This window comes from Streptomyces sp. NPDC056169, from assembly GCF_042268445.1.
Lineage (GTDB): Bacteria > Actinomycetota > Actinomycetes > Streptomycetales > Streptomycetaceae > Streptomyces.
In genome coordinates this window covers 1-20486 of the sequence record NZ_JBHJUO010000003.1, presented here as the reverse complement: position 1 = coordinate 20486, position 20486 = coordinate 1, and the positions used below count along the sequence as shown (strand labels likewise).

The window sequence follows — 20486 nt, the reverse complement described above, 5'->3', positions numbered from 1 at the left end:
TTCGGGCCATGTCGCCCTTCGGACCCACCTCCGCCGCCGCCCCCTCCGACTCCTCCGCCGCGCTCGCGCCCCCGGTTCCCGGGTCGCGGATGACCGACGCGTACCTGCGGGCGATGGGCCGGGTGGCCTATCTGTGGGGCTGGCCGCTGGTGAACATGCACAACCGGCTCTCGATCATGGAGCAGGTGCCCGCGCCCGGGCTGCTGGGCGGGGTGGTCCCGGTCGGACCGCCGGGGACGCTGGGCATGCTGCACGACTACATCACCCCGGACGAGCGGCTCGTGGCCTGCCCCAATCAGGACGTCGTCTACGGCTTCGGGATCCTCGACGCGCGGCGCGGCCCTTCGGTGATCCAGGTCCCCGACTTCGGCGGCCGGTTCTGGGTGTACCAGGTCGTCGACCAGCGGACGGAGTCGGTCGCGCGGCTCGGCGCGATGTACGACACCAAGCCGGGCCACTACCTGCTCGCGCCGACCGGATGGGACGGCGAGGTCCCCGCGGGCATCGAGGGCGTGTTCCGCTTCGACACCCGGATCGCCGTCTGCATCCCCCGCGTCTTCATGAACGACACCGACGAGGACCGGGCCGCCGTCCAGCCGCTGATCGACCAGATCGTCGCCTACCCGCTCGCCGAGTACACCGGAGAGCCGCACACCACCGACTGGTCGCAGGCGCCGTCCTACCCGGCGGGGGACTCGACCAGCGGCGAGCAGGAGACCCAGTGGGTCGACCCGAGGACGTTCTTCGACATCCTCCCCGCCGTCCTGGACGAAGTGCCCCCGCGCCCGGGCGAGGAGGCACTGTACGGACTCTTCCGCTCCCTCGTGGAGGAGGCCGCCGCCGACCCGCAGTCGGCCGAGGTGCTCCGGGCGGAGGCGGTCGACGCGAACGCCACCCTGGTGCAGGAGCTCTTCCAGTTCCGCAACATCGGCGTCCCCCTCGACCACCACTGGAGCACCCAGCGCAACGGCGCGGCGTTCGGCGGCGACTACCTCAGTCGCACCGCCATGGGCAAGGCCAACATCTTCGTGAACGCCCCCACCGAGACGACGTACTTCTACCAGGACCAGGACGCGACCGGGGAACCGCTCACCGGCGAACACGGCTACACGCTCACCTTCCCCGCCGGCGCCCTGCCCCCGGTGAAGGGCTTCTGGTCGGTGACGCTCTACAACGAGCACCACTTCTTCCACCGCAACGACCTGCACCGCTACTCGCTCGGCACCAAGAACACCGGCCTGCGCCTCGGCGCCGACGGCTCCCTGACCCTGTACGCCGGAGCCCGCCCGCCCGCGGCCCCGGAGGACCTGCCCAACTGGCTCCCCGCCCCCGCCGGCCACTTCGCGCTCTACCTCCGCGCCTACTGGCCCGACCCCGCCGCCCTCGACGGCACCTGGCGCCCCCCGGCCGTCACCAGGACCACGGACTGACGTTCCCGGCCGGGCGCGGCCTGGCGCGCCCGGGGTGCGCGGGCCTCATGGCGGCGGTCGTCACAACGGCCCCAGCGCATGTACTCCGCCGAGGCCGCCCTTCCGGATCGTCACACGTGAGAGTGCTCGATCCATGTTCAATTGTACGGCTGTGGGCCGGGCGCGCCAGGAGTGCAGCGGGCCGTCGGGCAGTCCGGCTCAGTCGCGTTCCGCGTGTCCGGCCGAGGGCACGATCGCGGTGTCGGTGGGGTAGATCGCGGGGGTACAGGGTGCGAGGTTCCTCCACGGCGAGCGAGAGGCCGGGCGGGTGGGTTGTCCCGGGTGTCGGGTGCCCCACCCGCGGCCTTCGGTCGGAGGAGTGGTCCGAGGTGGTCAGGGCCAGGTGCCCGTGACCCGGCGGGGGGCGGCTTGCCCTGTCGAGGTGTCCTGCCCCGTCGAGGTGTCTCGTTCTGTCGGCGGGTGGGGGCTGTGACCGGGCGGCCGGAAGACGGCCGGGAACGGTTCACTGAAGTGGTGGGCCGCGATGCGTGCGTCGTGCTGGGCGTTGAGCCGGTGGATCAGGCGCATGCCGAGCACGATCAGCAGGGCGACTGCCGCGAGCGTGATCAGGGTTCCCATGACGTCACCTCCGCATGTCCCTCGGCAGCGGGATCATCCGCGCGCCGACGACCGGGTGCCGGAGCGGCGCCAGGGCGGTCCCTCCGTCCGTCTCCCAGGAGTCCTCGCTGCTTCGGGCGTCCCGCATACGGCGGCCGGTGGCGGCTTCGTCGGACATCAGGACACCGGCGGTGAGGATGCTGCCGGGGAGGGCGGCGGCGGTCATGAGCCGGGCGGCTGCGGCGGGTTCGGTCTCGGGCGGGATCACCAGCAGGTCGCAGCGGCCGACGGCGTAGGAGAGCAGGATCATCTTGTCGGCGTCCTGTTCGGTGAACCAGCCCACGTGCACGGTGTGCCCGGTGGCGGGAATCTTGTGCGGGACGACGGGCCAGCGGCCGGGGTTCACCGCGACGCGCGTGATGCGCCCGTAGTGCTCCTCCAGCGCGTCGACCAAGGGCGGAAGCTCAGCGGTGAGGTCACGCGAGCGAGGCCACCAGGCGCCGTCCAACAGGCCGGCGAGGGTGGTCTTCGGCGTCAGCGAAAGGCGCGCCGAAAGCAGGGGTGCGATGGTGGTCATGATCGCGGACCCGTCCCCGGGCCGCCCTGCAGGGCGGCCCAGTGTCTTGATCGCCGGAAACGACGTCCGCGTGGGAGCGGGTGCTCGGGTTACTCCCGGTATCTTCAGCGTACTCCGCCGCGTGGCCGAACGGGCCGGTCCGACCAGGCGATTTCCCACCGGGAACACCGCCCGGCGGCCGATGCTCGCGGGCGCGAGTCTCCGGGCGCCCGGAGTCGACGGGTGCTCGGATTCGAGGGGCCCGGAGTCGCGGGGCCCGGAGTCGCGGGCGCCCGGAGTACCGTGAGACCACGGCGGTTTCTCGTCGGCTTTGAGGTGTCGGCGGCCCCGCGCAGGCAGGCGGACCACCATGGCCGAATCTGACACACCCACCCCTCGGGGGCTTCTTCCGGACGAGATCCACCGAGCGGCGAGGCCCGGAACGGCCCTGCTGAGGCTGGAGACGACGCACTCCCGCGAAGGCGTCCTCGACGGCGCCTGGTGGCCCCGCTCCCGGGACGTCGCGACCGAGCTGCCCGCCCTGATCCAGGCGCTCACCACCCACCTCGGCCCCATCGCGAGGGTCGGCCTGGACACCGACGCCTGGGGTGAGGTCCCGACGCGTCTGGTCGTCGACGACCAGGTCGTCCGTCTGGACTCGTATCCCGTCGGTGACGACACCGTCCTCATCACCCGTGGCGACAACGACCACTTCGCCCTGCTGGTGATCCCGCCGCACACCACGGCGGACGCGGCCCGCGCGGCGATGGCCCGTGCGGTCGACGCCGGCAACGTCACCCAGGCGGCCGAGATCCTCGTCGCCACGCTGCCCGAACCGGTGACCGACCGCGAGGAGTCGGAATGATGCAGATGGCGGACATCCGTGAGTGGCGAACCCGCGACGTCGTGGACACGCGGGGCCACAGGATCGGAGAGCTGGAGGCGATCTACGTCGACACCAGCACCGACGAGCCGTTCATGGCCACGGTCCGGGTCGGCCTGCCCACCCGTCACCGTCTGGTGTTCGTCCCCCTGGACGGTGCGACGGTGGGGCCGGGCTATGTGAAGGTCGCCCACGACAAGGCTCTGGTGAAGCAGTGCCCTTCGATCGGCACCGACGACGTACTTCCCGCCGAGGACGAGGAAGCGGTCTTCCGGCACTACGAACTCCCCTACGAGCCCGGGGCGAACGGCGAACGGCAACTGGCACGGCGCTGAGCTCCCCAACCGACCGAGGAGGCAGCCCTCATGACGCTCTTCCTGGCCCTGATCATCATCGCGATCGTGCTGGGCATCATCGGTGCCACCGCCGACGGACTGCTCTTCCTGCTGGTCGTCGGCATCGTGCTGCTCGTGGCGGACCTCGTCTACATCGCCGTGCGCATGCGCCGCTCCGCCCACCGCCGCCCAGTCCGATGACCCGCCCCGCCCCGCCCCGCCGTTGCCGACGGGCGCACTCGACTCAGTCCGAGGCCGGCGGAGGGGATGATTCGGCGGCGCGGCGGTACTCGGCGTTGATGCGTTGGGCTTCCTCGAGCTGGTCTTCGAGGATGATGATGCGGCAGGCGGCCTCGATGGGGGTGCCCTGGTCGACGAGTTCCCGGGCGCGGGCGGCGATGCGCAGCTGGTAGCGGGAGTAGCGGCGGTGGCCGCCGCCGGAGCGGAGCGGCGTGATGAGGCGCGCTTCGCCCAGGGCGCGCAGGAAGCCCTGGGTGGTGCCGATCATCTCGGCGGCCCGGCCCATCGTGTAGGCGGGGTAGTCGTCGTCATCGAGACGGTCGAAGGAGTCGTCTGCTGTCACTTGCACCTCTCTGGTGAACGCGTTGAGGGGCCCTGGTGCCGTACTGGCACCAGGGCCCCGAAGGAACTACTACACCATCCGCCGGTCCTGATACTGCACCGGCCTTCTGTTTCCGCCGACCCGACCGAGATGCTGTCGGGCACGCGGGGATCGCGGTTGCTTGACCGGAGACCACCTCACTATCGATGTCCTGCGGTACCCGGGCTCGAGATTTCCGCCCGGGCGATCCTGATGGCGCTCGGCTCCTCCGTTCTTCCCTCGGTGATCAACTGCTACCCAACGGGGGACTGTGTACTGCTGGTGCCGCTGGTACAGCTCTCCTGCGTACTGCACTCACGGGTACCGCCACTGTCATGACAGCGGTCCCGCTCACGGCGGCCCCTGATCACTGCGGGCCACCCGGTCCGGTCGTCAGCCCCGTCGCCGTCCTGCGACAACCCTGGCTTCGGAACTCCACCACCGCACCGTCCTGCCGACTGCACCTGCGGGTACTCCTGCCCGGCAGTTCGTCTCTGCCAGGCCCTCTTGTCTCGCTGGGCTACGAGAGAAACCATAATCACGCCACCACCCAATGTCTACTCCGGCCGCTATAGATTTTCGCGTGTCGGGAGGAGAGCTAGTGCTTTGCGGCCGGTCCAGGACGTGCAGAGCCGCCTGCACGGCAGGAGGGCCCGACCAGCGTGCGCTGGTCGGGCCCTCCTGGCTGTTCCGGTGGCGGCTCGCGCCCGTCCCGTCGGTCAGACGGTGACCGGGGTGCCGAGCATCGCGGACGCCCGCTGGACCGGGGTGAGGCCGTGTGCGGGGGCGTCGGCGTGGGGAAGCCCGCGGCAGGTGAAGCCGAGCGAGGTCATGGCCCGCACGACCTCGCCGGCGCTGAAGTCGCGGCGGTCCTGGCGGGTGACGACCTGGCCGACCTGCTTGACGGGGTAGGTGCGGCGGCCGATGATCACGGACTCGCCGGTGACGGGCTCGGGCTTGACGCCCTTCATGGATTCCAGGACGCCGCTCTTGGTCAGATCGAACGGGAACCGGGCGATGACGCAGCGCATGATGCCTCACAGGGAGAAGGGTGGAAGGGGCCGGCCGCGGTGAGTCGGTTCAGGCGGGGGTGAGGACGTCCCGAGTGCTGCCGTGTCCGGCCGCGACGGGCGGGGCGTCGAGCCGGCTGTGGCTCATCGGGTGTTCCTGTTCACGTGGCGTGCGGACCGCCGGGCCGACGGCGGCCGCGGGCTCACGCGCCGGACCGCCGTGGGCTCACTCGCCGGACTGTCGTGCGGCGCGCCGGGCCGCGGAGGCGGCACTGCGGCGACCGCGGGACACCGGGCCGCGCTTGCGCTGCTCGGCCGCCGGCGCGGTGATGGTGACCGGGATGCCGGAGGGGGTCCGGGCGCCGGTGATCCGGTGGAGGGCTTCCTCGCCGGAGCGGACCTGGGTGGTCTGGGGCACGATGCCGGCGTCGGCCATGAGGCGGGTCAGGCCGCGGCGCTGCTGGGAGGTGACCAGGGTGACGACGCTGCCGGACTCACCCGCGCGGGCGGTGCGGCCGCCGCGGTGGAGGTAGTCCTTGTGGTCGGTCGGCGGGTCCACGTTGACGACGAGGTCGAGGTTGTCGACGTGGATGCCGCGGGCGGCGACGTTCGTGGCGACCAGGACGGTGACGTGTCCGGTCTTGAACCGGGCGAGGGTGCGGGTGCGCTGGGGCTGGGACTTGCCGCCGTGGAGTGCCGCGGCGCGGACGCCGCTGTCGAGGAGGTCCTGGGTGAGCCGGTCCACGGCGTGCTTGGTGTCCAGGAACATGATCACCCGGCCCTCGCGCGCCGCGATCTCCGTCGTCACCCGGTGCTTGTCGGTGCCGTGCACGTGCAGGAGGTGGTGCTCCATCGTGGTGACCGCGCCCTGGGAGGGGTCGACGGAGTGGACGACGGGGTCGCTGAGGTAGCGGCGGACCAGGAGGTCGACGTTGCGGTCGAGGGTGGCGGAGAACAGCATCCGCTGGCCTTCGGGGCGGACCTGGTCCAGGAGGGCGGTCACCTGGGGCATGAAGCCCATGTCGGCCATCTGGTCGGCCTCGTCCAGGACGGAGATCGCGACCTGGCTCAGCCCGCAGTCACCTCGGTCGATGAGGTCCTTGAGACGGCCGGGGGTGGCGACGACGACTTCGGCGCCGGCGCGCAGGGCGCCGGCCTGGCGTCCGATGGGCATGCCGCCGACCACGGTCGCCAGACGCAGCTTGACGGCGCGGGCGTACGGCGTGAGGGCGTCGGTCACCTGCTGGGCCAGCTCGCGGGTGGGGACGAGGACGAGGGCGAGCGGTCGGCGTGGTTCGGCGCGCTGCCCGGCGGTGCGGGCCAGGAGGGCCAGGCCGAAGGCGAGGGTCTTGCCGGAGCCGGTCCGGCCGCGGCCCAGCACGTCACGGCCCACGAGGGAGTTCGGCAGGGTCGCGCCCTGGATCGGGAACGGCACGGACACGCCCTGCGCGGTGAGGGCAGCCAGGAGCTCCCTGGGCATGTCGAGTTCGTCGAACGTCTCGACGCCGGGCAGTGAGGGGGTGATCGTCTTCGGGAGGGCGAACTCTCCCTGTACCGCGGCGGGCCTGCGGCCGTGGCCGCCCGAGCGGCTCGGGCCGCCTCCCGTACGGCTGGGGGCGGAGGAGCCGAAGCGACCGGTCCGAGCCGGGGCGGCGGTGGAGCCGAAACCGGAGCCGCCGGTGCTGCGGCGGTCGCGGGAGGAGCGGCGGTTCGTACGTGTGGGGTTCATTCAGAACCTTCCTTGATGCGGCACGTCATCAAGGAATTCCCGCAGCGTTGGATCGCGGGTAACCAAAAGAACGGGCCGAGGGAATGCGATGGCGAATCTCGCCCGCATGGAATCCGTATCGGCGCAGTCGCTGAAATCTCAGATGAAACCGCTGCCGGAAAATGCGTATAGCTGGGGCCCGCACCCCGAGGGATGCGGGCCCCAGCTACGAACTGCGCGTCAGCTTCAGGCGGGAACGATGTTCTCGGCCGTCGGGCCCTTCTGGCCCTGCGCGATGTCGAAGGTGACCTTCTGGCCTTCCTGCAGCTCGCGGAAGCCCTGGGCGGCGATGTTCGAGTAGTGGGCGAACACGTCGGGGCCGCCACCGTCCTGCTCGATGAAGCCGAAGCCCTTTTCCGCGTTGAACCACTTCACGGTGCCAGCAGCCATGTCATATCTCCTTTGGGCAGTACACCGGAATCCGCACTTTACGGACGCCGTGTCGCCGCGATGATGCCCTGCCCGGAAAATGACCGGAAATAAAAAGCGCTCCTGTGTGGCGGAAGGCCACCTGGAGACGCTTGAAGTCTTTGGGTACCAAAACTGCAACTGATATCGACAGTAGCACGCCACAGCGGCTTTTGCGCGTGGATCAATCCCTCTCTGCGCGTTGCGGTAAAAACTCTCCCGGCGGGGCCCGGTAAAGTCTGAGCCCGCGGTCACAGATATTGATTCACCCCGAGTGCAGCATTTCGGAATCCGGCGCGCGAGTCCCGAGAGCTCCGGACAACGACGAAGCCCCAGGTCGCCGAGCCTGACCTGGGGCTTCGCGGAAGAGCGGTCGGATGACGGGAATCGAACCCGCGCCACAAGTGGGGGAATCACTCGGAGCTTGGGCAAGCGGATGGCCGCTGATCTGCAGAAATGGATGCCACTTCGACCGCGACCGCGCGGCTGGCGCCGCCCGCGCGCGCCGAGGTGTCCGCGGTTCGCCTCCGAGCCTTCACGGAGGCATGGGCCGTCGAGGTGGCCATCGCCGGCACCCGGAGACCGTCGCCCGGCTCCGTGCGCTTGAAGCTCGCGCCGGAGGGATCACCGACGGCCGATTTCTCTGGCGCCGATGATGCCCGCCAGGCGGCGGGCCCGCTGTCGCAGGGCGCCAGCGGCGATCGCATGGGGCACAGACCGCGGTCGAGGACCGCAATCCGCAATGGAGTGCGGTCCTCGAGGGATGCGGTTACGAGGTCCAGCCGCCGTACGGCACGGTGATGAGTTCCATGGCGTGACCCGCCGGATCCATGAAGTACACGCCGTGGCCACCGTCGTTGTGATTGACCGTGCCGGGCTGCTTCCGGTGGGGGTCGGCGTAGTGCTCGATGCCGCGCTGTCTGATCTGCGCGTACGCCGCTTCGAACTCCTCCTCGGAGATCAAGAAGGCGTAGTGCTGGGGGGTGATGCTGTCCGGGGGGACGGTGGCGAAGTCCAGCGTGACGCCGTTACCCAGGCCGACCGCGATGAACGGACCCCACTCGGCGGTGATCTCAAGATTGAGAAGGTCCGCGAAGAACTCAGCGGACTCCCGGTTGTCCCGGGCATGGACGATCGTGTGATTCAACTCGACTGACAAGGAATGCCTCCGAAGGCATGTCCCGACACCTCCATGTCTCACCCAGCCGGTGACCGACACGCGATGTTGCCGTAGATCGTATCTTCATCTATCCGGCGAATCAAGGGCATTTGAGGTGGGCTGCGGCTGTACTGCTGCGCACCAGTATCACCGCGCCCACGACGATCAGGACGGCCCCGAACACGCCGACGATCACCCGGCCGCCCGGCCAGTCCAGCAGCCTGGCGGTGTACTCCTTCGACGTCTCGTCACCGGGGCGGCCCCCGGCGGATCCGCAGACCAGCGCCGTCTGCATCACGCCGACACAGATCGCGGCGTAGAACACCGCCATCCCCAGAGAACCCAGACGACGAGACCACTTCTCACCGCCCTCCACTGTCTGCCCGAACGCCGCCTCGCACAGCCGCCAGAGCGTCATCGCCGCCAGCCCCAGCAGAGCCTGGCCGAACAGCTGCTCGCCGAGGGTCTCCACCCCCCCCGGACCGGTCGGCCTCCTGGCCGCTGTCGCTGCCGAGGCCGATCCGCACAGCCAGAATCCCCACCAGTACGTAGATCACTCCCCGGGCACAGAGCCCAACCCTGGACGCGACCTCCACCACACGACTGTCGGCCAGACGCCGCCCCCGCGAGCTGAGCCGCACTGTCCTGACTGCGCTCCATGTCTGGCACCTCCATGGGCCGGACCCCACTGCACAGCGAACCGTCGGCCGGGGCGGGCGTCGCGGGTCGGAGCCGGTGTCCGGCGGCGTCCCTGGTGCGCCCGCTGTTTGCGGACCGCGGTGCCACGCCGGCCGATGCGGCGGCAGCGATGAGGTGGGCCTCTGGGAATTCGGTGCGGGCAGGTTCCTAGCATGGAGGCATGGTTGCCCGTGATACCCAGCAGTCCGGTGCGGGAGGGGAAGCAGTGTCCCGAGACGACGCCGAAGCCTGCAGTGTTTCTTCCCCACCGACGATCAAGGGACGCGACTCGACCGGCCTGTCTTCGGGATCGCAACGCGACGGGGCCGCCGAGAACTCCCGCCCGGTGGCCGACCTGGTCGAGCGGGCGGCCGATCTGGTGGAACCCGTCAAGCCGAGGCTACGCGGCTGGCTTCACGCCGGCATGGTCCCCGCGTCGCTGGCCGCGGGCATCGTCCTCATCTGCCTGGCAGGGACGCCTCAGGCCGTGCTGGCCTGCACCGTGTACTCCGTCACGGCCTGGCTGCTGTTCGGGACCAGCGCCGTCTACCACCTCGGCTCCTGGGGACCACTCGGCGAGGCCGTTCTGCGCCGCCTCGACCACGCCAACATCTTCCTGATCATCGCCGGCACGTGCACCCCACTCGCCGTGCTCCTGCTCTCCCGCGACCAGTGGACCTTCCTGCTGTGGATCGTGTGGACGGGCGCTCTGGTCGGCATCGCATTCCGTGTCCTGTGGGTCGGAGCTCCCCGCTGGCTGTACACCCCCTGCTACCTGGCCTTGGGCTGGGCGCCCGTGCGGTACCTGCCCGACTTCCTGCACAACGGCGGGGCGGCCGTAGTCTCCTTGATCGTGACGGGCGGGCTTCTCTACAGCGCGGGCGCGGTCGTCTACGCCCTCCAGCGCCCCAACCCCTCACCCCGCTGGTTCGGCTTCCACGAGGTGTTCCACGCCCTGACCGTCGCAGCCTTCACCGCGCACTACATCGCCATCTCCTTCACCGTCTACTGAGCACGGCAATGTTCTGCCCGGGGGCTGCTGTCGCCCTGGGGCGGGCGAGTTGCCTTGCTGGCTTCGGGTCAGGGTGCGAGGGGGCGGCGCAGGGAGAGGTAGTAGTTGCCGACGGCGGACAGGTAGCGGTGGTCAGCCATTTCGCTGTCGGTGGTGAACCGGGGAGCGGCTTTGATCTCTTCCCGGGTCCCTGACACCTTTACCGTCCGTGCTTCGGTGTCGATACCGGCGACGGCGCCGGCCGGGATCAGAATGCTCCTGCCGAACATCCACACGCTGGTGTCGACGACCAGGTGTTGCATGCCGGGCTGGTCCTGCCGGCGGTCCACGTGCCCGATGGTTCCGTCAGCCGCCTCAACCGTGAACCCCACCAGTGTCTGCCGGGACGTGTAGCCGCTGTCCTGCACGTACATCCACACACCGCTCACAATCGCGCGTACGGGCGATCTCCACCCCCGCGAGGCCTCCGCTCGGTTCAGGCCGAGGGCGGCGGAGGGGATGACTCGGCGGCGCGGCGGTACTCGGCGTTGATGCGCTGGGCTTCTTCGAGCTGGTCTTCGAGGATGATGATGCGGCAGGCGGCCTCGATGGGGGTGCCCTGGTCGACGAGTTCCCGGGCGCGGGCGGCGATGCGCAGCTGGTAGCGGGAGTAGCGGCGGTGGCCGCCCTCGGAGCGGAGCGGGGTGATCAGGCGGGCCTCTCCGAGGGCACGGAGGAAGCCCTGGGTGGTGCCGAGCATGTCTGCCGCCCGGCCCATGGTGTAGGCGGGGTAATCGTCGTCGTCAAGACGGCCGAACGAGTCGTCTGCTGTCATTGAACCTCTCTCATGGAACGCGTGGAGGGGCCCTGGTGCCGTACGGCACCAGGGCCCCGAAGGAACTACTACACCATCTGTCGGCCCTGATACTGCGCCGACCCTGTGTTTCCGCCGACCCGACCGAGATGCTGCCGGGAGTGCGGGGATCGCGGTTGCTTGACCGGAGACCACCTCACTATCGATGTCCTGCGGTACCCGGGCTCAAGGCTTCCGCCCGGGCGATCCTGATGGTGCTCGGCTCCTCCGTTCTTCCCTCGGTGATCAACTGCGTACTGCTGGTACTGCTCTACTGCGTACTGCTGGTGGCCTGCGTCAGCGCCACTCTTCGGCAGCCAGCCCCGTTGCCCGTCCTGCGTCTGCTCTGGCTTGGAACCCCACTGTCGAACTTCCCGGTGCGCGCGTCCGCAGCCGACGCCTTCACCGAGGTGCTGCTCACTTACTTCACTGCTGCGTACTGCTCACGGCGGCCCCTGATCACTGCGGGCCACCCGGTCCGGTCGTCAGTCCCGTCGCCGTCCTGCAACAACCCTGGCTTCGGAACTCCACCACCGCACCGTCCTGCGAACTGCGACTGCGGGTACTACTGCCCGGCAGTTCGTCTCTGCCAGGCCCTGCGGTCTTTGACGGGCCCACGCGGAGAGCATCGAAGTGGCCGTTCACGACTCCAGCTCGTACGCGCCGCGTATGCGCACCCCTGACCTGTACGGCGGTACCGGTGGATCCGGCTGGCCCATGGTCAACCTCCTCGCCCGAGCGACCGCTGTCACCCGTAGGGCCTCCGGCGGGAAGAAGACGGTGAGTGCTCTTCTCGACCGGTAGTCCTCCCGGTCGAGAGAACGGGACGACCGGTGCATAAAATCGGCTCTCATGTCGAAGCCTGACGAGCTGCTCGTTGACGTCGCTGCCTTGGTGGAGTCCGGGCAGAGCAATCAGATGTCCCTGACCGTGGTCACCGGTGGTGCTGTCATCACCGGTCGGCTGGCTCCCGAAGCCGTGTGGAGGCAGCGGGTGTCGGAGGTCCTGACGGACTCGGCCCGCTTGGGCGAGTTCTCCGCCGTCTTCACCGCCACGACACCCCAAGAGGGGCCGCCCACTCATCTGCACTTCCATGTGGCCCGCATCCTTCAGGGCACGGTGGGGATCCCGGAGACGGGTGGGATGTATCGCGTCTCGATCGCGGATGTCAGTGCCTGGACCATGGGCGACTTCAGCTACTCCGACCACTGACCCGACATTCGCGTAACCCCCGGTATACGGGAGGGCCCGACCGGCGCGTGCCGGTCGGGCCCTCCTCGCTGTTCGGGTGTCGGCTCGCGCCGGTCCTGTCCGTCAGACGGTCACCGGGGTGCCGAGCATCGCGGAGGCCTGCTGGAGCGGGCCGAGGACGCGCGTGGGCACGGCGGCCCGGGGGAGGCCGCGGCAGGTGAACCCGAGCTGGTTCATGGCCCGGAGGACTTCACCGGCGCTGAAGTCACGGCGGTCCTGCCGAGTGATGACCTGGCCGACCTGCTTCACGGGGTAGGTACGGCGCCCGATGATCACTGACTCGCCGACGACCTGCTCGGGCTTGATGCCCTTCATCGACTCCAGGACACCGCTCTTGGTCAGGTCGAACGGGAAACGGGCGATGACACAGCGCATGTTGCCTCACAGGAAGAAGAAAAGGGGGACGGTCGTGCCGTGGTGAGGCCGTTCAGCGGGCAAGGGCGAGGACGCCCCGAGCACTGCCCTGGTCATCGATGACCGGCAGGGCATCGAGCCGGCGGTAGCGCATCGCGTGTTCGGCTTCGGCCATCGTGGTCACGGGTGAGGCGACCGGCCCGCGGTCCCCCAGCAGGTCGCGGAGACGGACCCGGTCGGTGTACGCCGTGCTGTCGCGGATGGCGGTGAGCTGGGCCTGCGTGACCAGCCCGGTGCACAGGCCGTCCTCGTCGCAGACGAGCAGATGACCCACGCGGGCGCCGGCCATGACGGCCAGGGCCACCTCGACCGTCATGTCGTCACAGATCTGTGGACCGTCCGCCTCCATCGCGTCGTCCACCGTCCGGTGCACAGGGTTGGTGTTCGCCGAGCGGGGCTGCATCTGTACCAGCGTCAAAACGTGCCTCCTGCAGAGATGGGTCAGTTTCCTGATCACGTGGTTCTCAGGCCGCCGCATCGAAGGCGGACTGCCGCACGCTCACGCGCCGGACGGTCGAAGCGGGCCGACGCCTGCCACGGGAGGCCGCGCCGCGCTTGGCGCGTTCGACGACCGGTGCGGTGATGACGACGGGGACACCGGAGGGGGCCTGGGCGCCGGTGATCCGGTTCAGGGCCTCTTCGCCGGAGCGGACCTGGGTGGTCTGCGGGGTGATGCCGGCGGCCTGCATGAGGCGGGTCATGTCGCGGCGCTGGTTGGGGGTGACGAGGGTGACGACGCTGCCGGACTCGCCCGCGCGGGCGGTGCGGCCGCCGCGGTGGAGGTAGTCCTTGTGGTCGGTCGGCGGGTCGACGTTCACGACGAGGTCGAGGTTGTCGACGTGGATGCCGCGGGCGGCGACGTTCGTGGCGACCAGCACGGTGACGTGTCCGGTCTTGAACTGCGCGAGGGTCCGGGTGCGCTGCGGCTGCGACTTCCCGCCGTGAAGGGCGGCGGCCCGGACACCGCTGTTCAGCAGGTCCTGCGTCAGCCGGTCGACGGCGTGCTTGGTGTCCAGGAACATGATCACCCGGCTCTCGCGCGCCGCGATCTCCGTCGTCGTCCGGTGCTTGTCGGAGCCGTGGACGTGCAACACGTGGTGCTCCATCGTGGTGACCGCACCGGCCGAGGGGTCCACCGAGTGCACGACCGGGTCGGTCAGGTATCGGCGCACCAGCAGGTCGACGTTGCGGTCCAGGGTGGCGGAGAACAGCATCCGCTGCCCCTCGGGACGCACCTGGTCCAAGAGAGCGGTGACCTGCGGCATGAAGCCCATGTCGGCCATCTGGTCGGCTTCGTCCAGGACGCTGATTGCGACCTGGTTCAGCCGGCAGTCACCACGGTCGATGAGGTCCTTCAACCGGCCGGGCGTGGCCACGACGACCTCCGCGCCTCCGCGCAGCGCTCCGGCCTGCTTGCCGATCGACATGCCGCCGACGACCGTGGTCAGACGCAGCTTCACGGCGCGGGCGTACGGGGTGAGGGCGTCGGTCACCTGCTGGGCCAGCTCGCGGGTGGGGACGAGGACGAGGGCCAGCGGCTTGCGGGGCTCGGCGCGCTGCCCGGCGGTGCGAGCCAGCAGGGCGAGGCCGAAGGCCAGAGTCTTGCCGGAGCCGGTGCGGCCGCGGCCGAGGACGTCGCGGCCTGCGAGGGTGTTGGGCAGGGTGGCTCCCTGGATCGGGAACGGCACGCTCAGGCCCTGCGCGCCAAGGGCCGCCAACAGCTCGGCCGGCATGTCGAGATCGGCGAAAGCCTCGACGGCGGGCAGAGCGGGAGTGATCGTCTTCGGCAGGGCGAACTCGCCTTGGATCGCGGCGGGCCGGCGGCCGTAGCCGCCGGAGCGGCTCGGACCTCCGGAACGGCTCGGGGTCGACGAGCCGAAGCGGCTGCCCCGCTCCGAACCGGTGGCAGCGCCGAAAGCGGGGCCGCCGGTGCGGCTGCGGGTGCGAGAGGAACGGTCGTTCGTACGTGTGCGGTTCATTCAGAACCTTCCTTGATACGGCACATATCAAGGAATTCCGGCAGCAGAAACGCGGCGCGGGGAATCACAAGAACGGGCCGAATGGAATGCGAAAGCGACTCTGGCCTACAGAGATTCTGTACGGGCGCATGCGCTGAGATGGGGTGGCGTCATGTGGACGCGAAACCAAGAAAAATCTAGGGGGTGAAGCGCCGAGCAGGCTGTGACCCTGAATACTTCGTCACGCAGGTGACACCACTGCGGGAAATGCGTGCAGCTGGGGCCCGCACCCCAAGGATGCGGGCCCCAGCTACGAAATGTGCGTCAGCTTCAGGCGGGAACGATGTTCTCGGCCGTCGGGCCCTTCTGGCCCTGTGCGATGTCGAAGGTGACCTTCTGGCCTTCCAGCAGCTCGCGGAAGCCCTGGGCGGCGATGTTCGAGAAGTGGGCGAAGACGTCGTCGCCGCCACCGTCCTGCTCGATGAAGCCGAAACCCTTTGCCGCGTTGAACCACTTCACGGTGCCAGATGCCATGCCATATCTCCTTTGGGGCAGTACACCAGCATCCGCGCTGTACGGACACCGTGTCGCCGCGATGATGCCCCGCCGGAAAAATGACCGGAAATATAAAGCGCTCGAATGTGGCACGGAGGCCGACTGGAGCGCCTGAAGTTTTTGGGTACCAAGACTGCAACCGAGATCGACAGTAGCACGCTGCAGCGGTTTGTGTGCGTGGAATATCTCCATCGTGTGCGGTGCGGAAAAACTCTCCCTGCGGGGTCCATTAAACTCTCTGATCGCGGGGATAGATATTGATTCCCCCCGAGAGCAGCGTTCCGGGAGCAAGGCGTCCGCCGGCTGCGACGTGCAGCCAGTGGGGACCGGTGTGTGAAGCCTGTCCCGCTGGGAGACGTGGCACCCTCGTCGCGAGCACCGTTGGCGGGGAGGGTGGCGTAGGTGATGGCTGAGCTGAAGTTCGAAACCGTCGTGTGCCCGCACTGTGCGGCCTGCCCGGCCACTGGGCAGGCCCGTGCCATCGCCGCCGACCGGCGCCGGGTGACGGTGACGTGGCACCTCCCTTCCTGCCCGCACTGCGCCGCCGATCGCGTGTTGGCGGGGAAGGAGGGCCAGGTGGTCCCGAGGGTCGGAGTCAACCCCTCCGGCCAACCGCCCCCTTTTGAAAGCGAATTCACGCGACGGAGGCAGCGGTGTGACGCAGGGCATCGAGAACGCGTCTCGCGACGCGAGGCCGGCGAGGGCCGAGAGCTCCGGACAACGACGAAGCCCCAGGTCGCTGACCTGGGGCTTCGTGGAAGAGCGGATGACGGGAATCGAACCCGCGCTATAAGCTTGGGAATCACCCGGCACTTGGGCTGTCGAAGTGCTGCTGACCTGCGGAAACATACTTGCGTGGGTTGATCGTGGGGGCCCAGGAATGGCCCCGGTTGACCGCTGTTTACCGCCCCGACTGGCACGTAGTGGCACGCACCGTACTGAGCCTGCCCACGTTGATCGCCGAGCGGTTCTCCTTCGGAAGGGCCAGCTCAGTGCTGGGTCGGCCCCTGGATGAAGATGACCTGCTCCAGCGGCGCACGGGTCTGCGGAAACCGCGGTCGTGGGCTTGGGCGCCTCGGAGGTGAACTGGGGCTCCGAGGTGAAGCGGGCATAGGTCTCGCCGATCACGACGGCGTCCTCGCCGGGCCGATCCAGGACTGGCAGGACGGTGTCGGCCTGGACTTCCGTCTTGCCGTCGAACAGGGAGGCTGCCTATACGTCCTGGACCTGCTGCCGGAAGAAGCGCAGCCCGTATCGCTGCTCGGTGACGGTCTTGATGGCGACGTCGATCTTCGCGATGCTGGAGTTGGCGTCGATTGCCGTCATCACGTTCACAGGGCCAGCTACCTGCGCACCCGCCCCGTGGGCCCCGGGCGCTGCCGCTTCGCTGGCGAAGAGGTGCCGGATGGCGGTGGCAAAGATGTTCACCGCGAGCGCCTCGTTGGTGTGCCCCGACGTGGACCCTGGTGTCGGCCGGCGCCTCGATGAGGGTTGGACCGCCCGTCTCCCTGTCGACGACGGTCAGCGTGCGTGTTCTGTTGGAATTGGCCTGGCCCGCGGTCGGTCGATCGCGTCAGCCAGTTGGTCGATCTGGATCGTGGACCGCTCCTCCTCCGTATAAGTCCCGTTCGTGCTCCGGGTGGAGAGCACCCGCAGCATTCGATGCCCGATGCGCTGCCATCCACTCCCGACACCGCCGTACGACGCTTTCCGCATTCAGCGCTGGTCCTGAAGTCCACCTGAACGAGGTCGAAACCTGCGGCGGCCTTCGGCGTCAAGCACCGGAGTGCACGTATGCGGCCCACAGCGACGGCGCAGCGCGGTATCGGTCCCGCAGCATGTGCACTGTCCGGTGGAGGGCCTCAGCGGATCGGGGGATGGCGAGGTCGCCCGACTCGTTCCCGAGTATGTCGTAGAACGACCTCGCGGCCTGTTCCGCGACGGCGTCATCGATCTCCCAGAGCGTCCCGATGACATGCCGGAAGCCAGCCAACTGGAATGCGCTGGTCAGTTGGATGGCTTCATCCATGAGCTCGGTGTTGGTGTTCGCCGCGGTGCTGCAGGCCGAGAGATAGGCAAGGTCTGCGGAGTCGAGGTTGATCCGAGCGAGGCTCGCAACGGTCAACGGGGCGGATCGGTGGTCGCTGAGCAAGAGCCGGCTCCGTGACGGGTCCATCCGGTCGGTGATCCCGTGACAGGCAAAATGAACGATGGCGCTCTGTTCAAGCGCGACGAGGACCTTCTCCTTCGTCGGGTCATCAGTGCCGGCCCGGCCGTCCGGAGGTGCGGTGGCGATAAAGGTATGCGGGGAGGGCAGGCGAGCGCTCACCCAGTCCGCCTCGGCCGCAGCCTTACTAAGTGGGGCACCGTTCGGTAGACCGGGTGTGACGGGCATGGCCACGACCAGCGACCGACGGTCGACGGTCGAAACCGCTCGCTCGGCTCTCCGCGCATACCGCAGCGAACGTATGCTCGGCGCGTACGAGGAGATCGCGCGGTCCAACACGGTGCGGCTGTCCTGCTGGTCTCGGTGGTACCCGGCCGCATGGAGGGGCAGGAGTCCGAGAATCCCGCCGGGAAGCCACCAGACGCGCGGCATCGGCGAATCGGGTGACGGCGGGGAATCCAGGCCGAGGCTCATGAGAACCGGTTCAGCTACGACGTCCCAGAGCCACTCCAGGACCGCCGACACATCACGTTGCGCCTGGACCCTCTCGGCCCGGGCAGCTTGCGGGTCGCCGACCGTAGCTAGGGCCGCGTAAAAGGCGTTGATTCGGGCGCTGAGTGACTTAGTGTCAAGGTTTTTGAGGTGGATCCTGTTGACGCCATTCTCCGTCACCGCAATGGCATCGCTGCCATACCTGCTGACGTTGAAGAGCACCACGGGGCCCGACCGAGCTTCCTTGATCAGGTCCTCGGCGACCGGTTGGCGCAGGAAGTCTGCGAAACCGTCCAACGAGCGCACCTGGTCAATGAGCTCGGCAAGGTCCAAGGCTGCCCGGTGCCTGCCAAATGGCCGAGACGCTCCCAGCGCGCCGACGCGCGTGGAAGCCTGGCCTGCCGCAGTCGGCGGCGCAGGAACATCGGAGTCGAGCACGTCGGTCAGCTGGACAAACCGATCAGCCATGCGCGGATGAGTTTGGCGAAGGATCGTCAGATCCGTCCTGTTCTCTAGCGCTTGGCCCAGCAGGACCGCGCGCCCCGACTCCAGCACGACCAGTGCGCGCTCGAGCACCGGAAGGGCAGGCGGTACCGAGCCGGAGCAGCCCAGCAGCAGCGCTGCGGCATCACCGGCGAGTCCGGATAGTTCACCGAGCTCGTGCTGCTGGTCGCTTCGCCTGAGCCACCGTTCTGCGACGGTCGGCAACAGCGCGACTGCGGCAGCGAGCAGCTCGGCTCCCCGGGCAGGTTCCGACTCGGCGAGCAGCGCCGTGGCCGCCCTCGCCGCGCGGATTCGAGTGGACGGCGCACCGGAGGTGAGTTTCAGCGTCGCCTCGAAGGCGTTGACTGCCTCCTCCCTGCCGTGGCCGGTCGCTCGGAACCGGGCGCCCAGGGAGATCCCGAGATTTGCCAGCACCGCCGTCCGGGAGGGTTGGTCCGCCGGACTGGCTGCCACCGCCTGCTGGCCAGCTTCGATCGCGGACTCAAGGTCACGCCGATCACCGGTGGCCGTGAACCTTGAGCGCAGTGCGCCGCCCAGATTGGAGATGAACCCTGCGCGGTCGGGGTGGCCGACCGGCGTGACATCCGCAGCCTGGCCGAGCAGCTCGACGGCGTCATCCAGGTCCCGCAGGTCGCCGGTGAGCCCGTACCTGGCTTCCAAGGACATCCCATGGTTGGACAGAAGCAACCCACGATCGGGATGGTTGGCCGCCGCACGGCGCGCGGCCTCGGCGTTCGCCCGAACCGCCGCCTCCAGGTCTGCTTCCGCGCCGGTACGCCAGAATCGCGTCTGCAGGGCGCCCGCGAGATTGGAGAGGTACCTGGGTCGGTCCGAGTGGTCCGGCTGAGTGGCCGAGACAGCCCGCTCTCCGTACGAGATGGCGGCGTCCAGGTCCGCCGTTGTGCCGGACCGCCTGAATCTCTCGGTCAGGGAAAGGGCCACGTTGGACAGGTACCCCGGCAGGCCCGGATGGTTCTCCGGCGTAGCCTTGACTGCCTGCTCCCCGAAAGCGATCGCAGCTTCCAGATCCGCGACTTCTCCAACGGATCGGAACCGGGTGTTCAATGCGATGCCGAGATTGGACAGGTGGTTCGCGCGCTCGACATGGCGGTCCGGCGCGAGCTCGACCGCCTCTCGCAGAGCTTCGATGCCAAGCTCCAGGTCGACAGACTCCGCCGTCAGCCGGAACCGCGCCAGCAACGCACCGCCGTAGTTGGACAGCGCATCTGGTCGCTCGGAGTGTCCGATTGGAGTGATCGCCAGGGCTTTCCCCAGGGCGTCGACGGCTTCGGAGATGTCCTGTACCGCCCCGCCGGCTTCGAATTTGGTCTGCGTGGCGTGTCCGAGGTTGCCGAGAACCCCGCGCAGCAACTGGGAGTCGGTCGGCGCACAGTCGGCCGCGCGTCGACTCAATAGGACGGCCTCAGCCAGATCCTCCACCTTCCCGGATTGCTCGAACCTGATCCGATGAGCACTTCCGAGATTGGACAGAAATCCGGCAAAGGCTGGGTCTTCCGGCTCGGCGAGTTCCATCGCCTGCCGATGCCTGTGGATGGCCTCGTCCAGGTCCTCCAGGTCCCCGCTGTGTCCGAAGACGATCAGCAGCACCTCGCCCAGGTTCGCCGACAAGGGCGGAGTGAGGGCGTCTACGCGGATGGCTTGGTCGACGCCTTGCCGAGCAGCGCCGAGGGATTCCTTCAGATCTGCTGACGTGCCGGCAGATCTGAATCGGGTGCACAGTGCCTGGCTCAGTAGCGCCAGCGCGGTGCCGTGTTGTGGGGGGGGGGGGCCGGGGGGGGCCCCCCGGCCGGGGTAAACAAAAAAAACACCCCCCCCCCCCACCCAACCAACGGGGTGAGGGGGGGGGGGGGGAGGT

General features: G+C 68.8%; 21 protein-coding genes and 1 pseudogene. 7 read left to right on the top strand and 15 right to left on the bottom strand.

Annotated features, from left to right (window positions below; all coding sequences use genetic code 11):
- Nucleotides 1–8 precede the first annotated feature (8 nt).
- Nucleotides 9–1430 carry a DUF1254 domain-containing protein gene (locus ACFC0G_RS04990; RefSeq protein WP_376397371.1) on the top strand — a complete coding sequence of 474 codons (1422 nt, stop codon included), beginning with the start codon at nt 9–11 and terminating at the stop codon, nt 1428–1430.
- 372 nt (nt 1431–1802) lie between these two features.
- On the opposite strand, the gene ACFC0G_RS04985 is transcribed toward ACFC0G_RS04990, so the two are convergent.
- Nucleotides 1803–2048 carry a hypothetical protein gene (locus ACFC0G_RS04985; RefSeq protein ID WP_376397368.1) on the bottom strand — a complete coding sequence of 82 codons (246 nt, stop codon included), beginning with the start codon at nt 2046–2048 and terminating at the stop codon, nt 1803–1805.
- A gap of 4 nt (nt 2049–2052) precedes the next feature.
- On the bottom strand, nt 2053–2604 hold the full coding sequence (locus ACFC0G_RS04980; protein ID WP_376397366.1) for a DUF5994 family protein: 552 nt from the start codon (nt 2602–2604) through the stop codon (nt 2053–2055).
- A 349-nt stretch (nt 2605–2953) separates the two neighbouring features.
- Here ACFC0G_RS04980 and ACFC0G_RS04975 point away from each other — a divergent pair, with 349 nt between their 5' ends.
- Genes ACFC0G_RS04975 through ACFC0G_RS04965 form a run of 3 tightly spaced genes read left to right on the top strand, consistent with a single transcriptional unit; the run spans nt 2954 to nt 4002 of the window.
- Entirely contained in the window at nt 2954–3448 is a 495-nt protein-coding gene (locus tag ACFC0G_RS04975; protein ID WP_376397364.1) for a DUF5994 family protein, read from the top strand.
- A complete protein-coding gene (locus tag ACFC0G_RS04970; protein WP_376397361.1) occupies nt 3445–3801 on the top strand; it encodes a PRC-barrel domain-containing protein in 357 nt (118 codons plus the stop codon). Before ACFC0G_RS04975 ends, ACFC0G_RS04970 begins: the two co-directional genes overlap by 4 nt.
- 30 nt (nt 3802–3831) lie before the next feature.
- Nucleotides 3832–4002, top strand: coding sequence for a hypothetical protein (locus tag ACFC0G_RS04965; RefSeq protein WP_376397358.1), 171 nt, complete (start codon nt 3832–3834; stop codon nt 4000–4002).
- A gap of 43 nt (nt 4003–4045) precedes the next feature.
- On the opposite strand, the gene ACFC0G_RS04960 is transcribed toward ACFC0G_RS04965, so the two are convergent.
- The 6 genes from ACFC0G_RS04960 to ACFC0G_RS04935 all read right to left on the bottom strand — a co-directional run bounded on the left by ACFC0G_RS04960 (nt 4046) and on the right by ACFC0G_RS04935 (nt 9219).
- The gene (locus tag ACFC0G_RS04960; RefSeq protein WP_376397355.1) at nt 4046–4384 is read right to left on the bottom strand and encodes a MerR family transcriptional regulator; all 339 of its coding nucleotides are present in this window, start codon (nt 4382–4384) and stop codon (nt 4046–4048) included.
- A gap of 737 nt (nt 4385–5121) precedes the next feature.
- Nucleotides 5122–5433: an SCO5918 family protein gene (locus tag ACFC0G_RS04955; RefSeq protein ID WP_376397352.1), complete on the bottom strand. Its 312-nt coding sequence runs from the start codon at nt 5431–5433 to the stop codon at nt 5122–5124.
- Nucleotides 5434–5638: 205 nt separating this feature from the next.
- Nucleotides 5639–7141, bottom strand: a complete 1503-nt coding sequence (locus tag ACFC0G_RS04950) for a DEAD/DEAH box helicase (protein ID WP_376397349.1) — start codon at nt 7139–7141, stop codon at nt 5639–5641.
- Nucleotides 7142–7366: 225 nt separating this feature from the next.
- Nucleotides 7367–7570 carry a cold-shock protein gene (locus tag ACFC0G_RS04945; RefSeq protein ID WP_020133169.1) on the bottom strand — a complete coding sequence of 68 codons (204 nt, stop codon included), beginning with the start codon at nt 7568–7570 and terminating at the stop codon, nt 7367–7369.
- A gap of 787 nt (nt 7571–8357) precedes the next feature.
- Nucleotides 8358–8747 (bottom strand): VOC family protein, encoded by a 390-nt coding sequence (locus ACFC0G_RS04940; RefSeq protein ID WP_376397346.1) that lies wholly within the window; start codon nt 8745–8747, stop codon nt 8358–8360.
- Between the two features lie 100 nt (nt 8748–8847).
- Nucleotides 8848–9219 (bottom strand): DUF1206 domain-containing protein, encoded by a 372-nt coding sequence (locus tag ACFC0G_RS04935; protein ID WP_376397343.1) that lies wholly within the window; start codon nt 9217–9219, stop codon nt 8848–8850.
- 432 nt (nt 9220–9651) lie between these two features.
- Here ACFC0G_RS04935 and ACFC0G_RS04930 point away from each other — a divergent pair, with 432 nt between their 5' ends.
- The gene (locus tag ACFC0G_RS04930; protein WP_376397340.1) at nt 9652–10437 is read left to right on the top strand and encodes a hemolysin III family protein; all 786 of its coding nucleotides are present in this window, start codon (nt 9652–9654) and stop codon (nt 10435–10437) included.
- 68 nt (nt 10438–10505) lie between these two features.
- Here the strand turns inward: ACFC0G_RS04930 and ACFC0G_RS04925 are convergent, their stop codons facing one another.
- Together ACFC0G_RS04925 and ACFC0G_RS04920 are read right to left on the bottom strand one after the other, a co-directional pair.
- A complete protein-coding gene (locus tag ACFC0G_RS04925) occupies nt 10506–10850 on the bottom strand; it encodes a PRC-barrel domain containing protein (protein WP_376397337.1) in 345 nt (114 codons plus the stop codon).
- A 62-nt stretch (nt 10851–10912) separates the two neighbouring features.
- Nucleotides 10913–11251, bottom strand: a complete 339-nt coding sequence (locus ACFC0G_RS04920) for a MerR family transcriptional regulator (protein WP_190133573.1) — start codon at nt 11249–11251, stop codon at nt 10913–10915.
- A 630-nt stretch (nt 11252–11881) separates the two neighbouring features.
- On the opposite strand from ACFC0G_RS04920, the pseudogene ACFC0G_RS04915 reads away from it, so the two are divergent.
- Nucleotides 11882–12073 (top strand): annotated as a pseudogene (locus ACFC0G_RS04915) (ATP-binding protein); the annotation flags it as partial.
- 48 nt (nt 12074–12121) lie between these two features.
- The gene (locus ACFC0G_RS04910) at nt 12122–12481 is read left to right on the top strand and encodes a hypothetical protein (RefSeq protein ID WP_141303456.1); all 360 of its coding nucleotides are present in this window, start codon (nt 12122–12124) and stop codon (nt 12479–12481) included.
- A 102-nt stretch (nt 12482–12583) separates the two neighbouring features.
- Here the strand turns inward: ACFC0G_RS04910 and ACFC0G_RS04905 are convergent, their stop codons facing one another.
- The 5 genes from ACFC0G_RS04905 to ACFC0G_RS04885 all read right to left on the bottom strand — a co-directional run bounded on the left by ACFC0G_RS04905 (nt 12584) and on the right by ACFC0G_RS04885 (nt 20239).
- Nucleotides 12584–12895 (bottom strand): SCO5918 family protein, encoded by a 312-nt coding sequence (locus ACFC0G_RS04905; protein ID WP_376397331.1) that lies wholly within the window; start codon nt 12893–12895, stop codon nt 12584–12586.
- A gap of 52 nt (nt 12896–12947) precedes the next feature.
- Entirely contained in the window at nt 12948–13352 is a 405-nt protein-coding gene (locus ACFC0G_RS04900; protein ID WP_376397326.1) for a CBS domain-containing protein, read from the bottom strand.
- Nucleotides 13353–13398: 46 nt separating this feature from the next.
- The gene (locus tag ACFC0G_RS04895; protein WP_376397323.1) at nt 13399–14913 is read right to left on the bottom strand and encodes a DEAD/DEAH box helicase; all 1515 of its coding nucleotides are present in this window, start codon (nt 14911–14913) and stop codon (nt 13399–13401) included.
- A gap of 309 nt (nt 14914–15222) precedes the next feature.
- Nucleotides 15223–15426, bottom strand: a complete 204-nt coding sequence (locus tag ACFC0G_RS04890) for a cold-shock protein (RefSeq protein ID WP_030647895.1) — start codon at nt 15424–15426, stop codon at nt 15223–15225.
- Nucleotides 15427–17221: 1795 nt separating this feature from the next.
- Nucleotides 17222–20239, bottom strand: coding sequence for a CHAT domain-containing protein (locus ACFC0G_RS04885; protein ID WP_376397320.1), 3018 nt, complete (start codon nt 20237–20239; stop codon nt 17222–17224).
- Nucleotides 20240–20486: the final 247 nt, after the last annotated feature.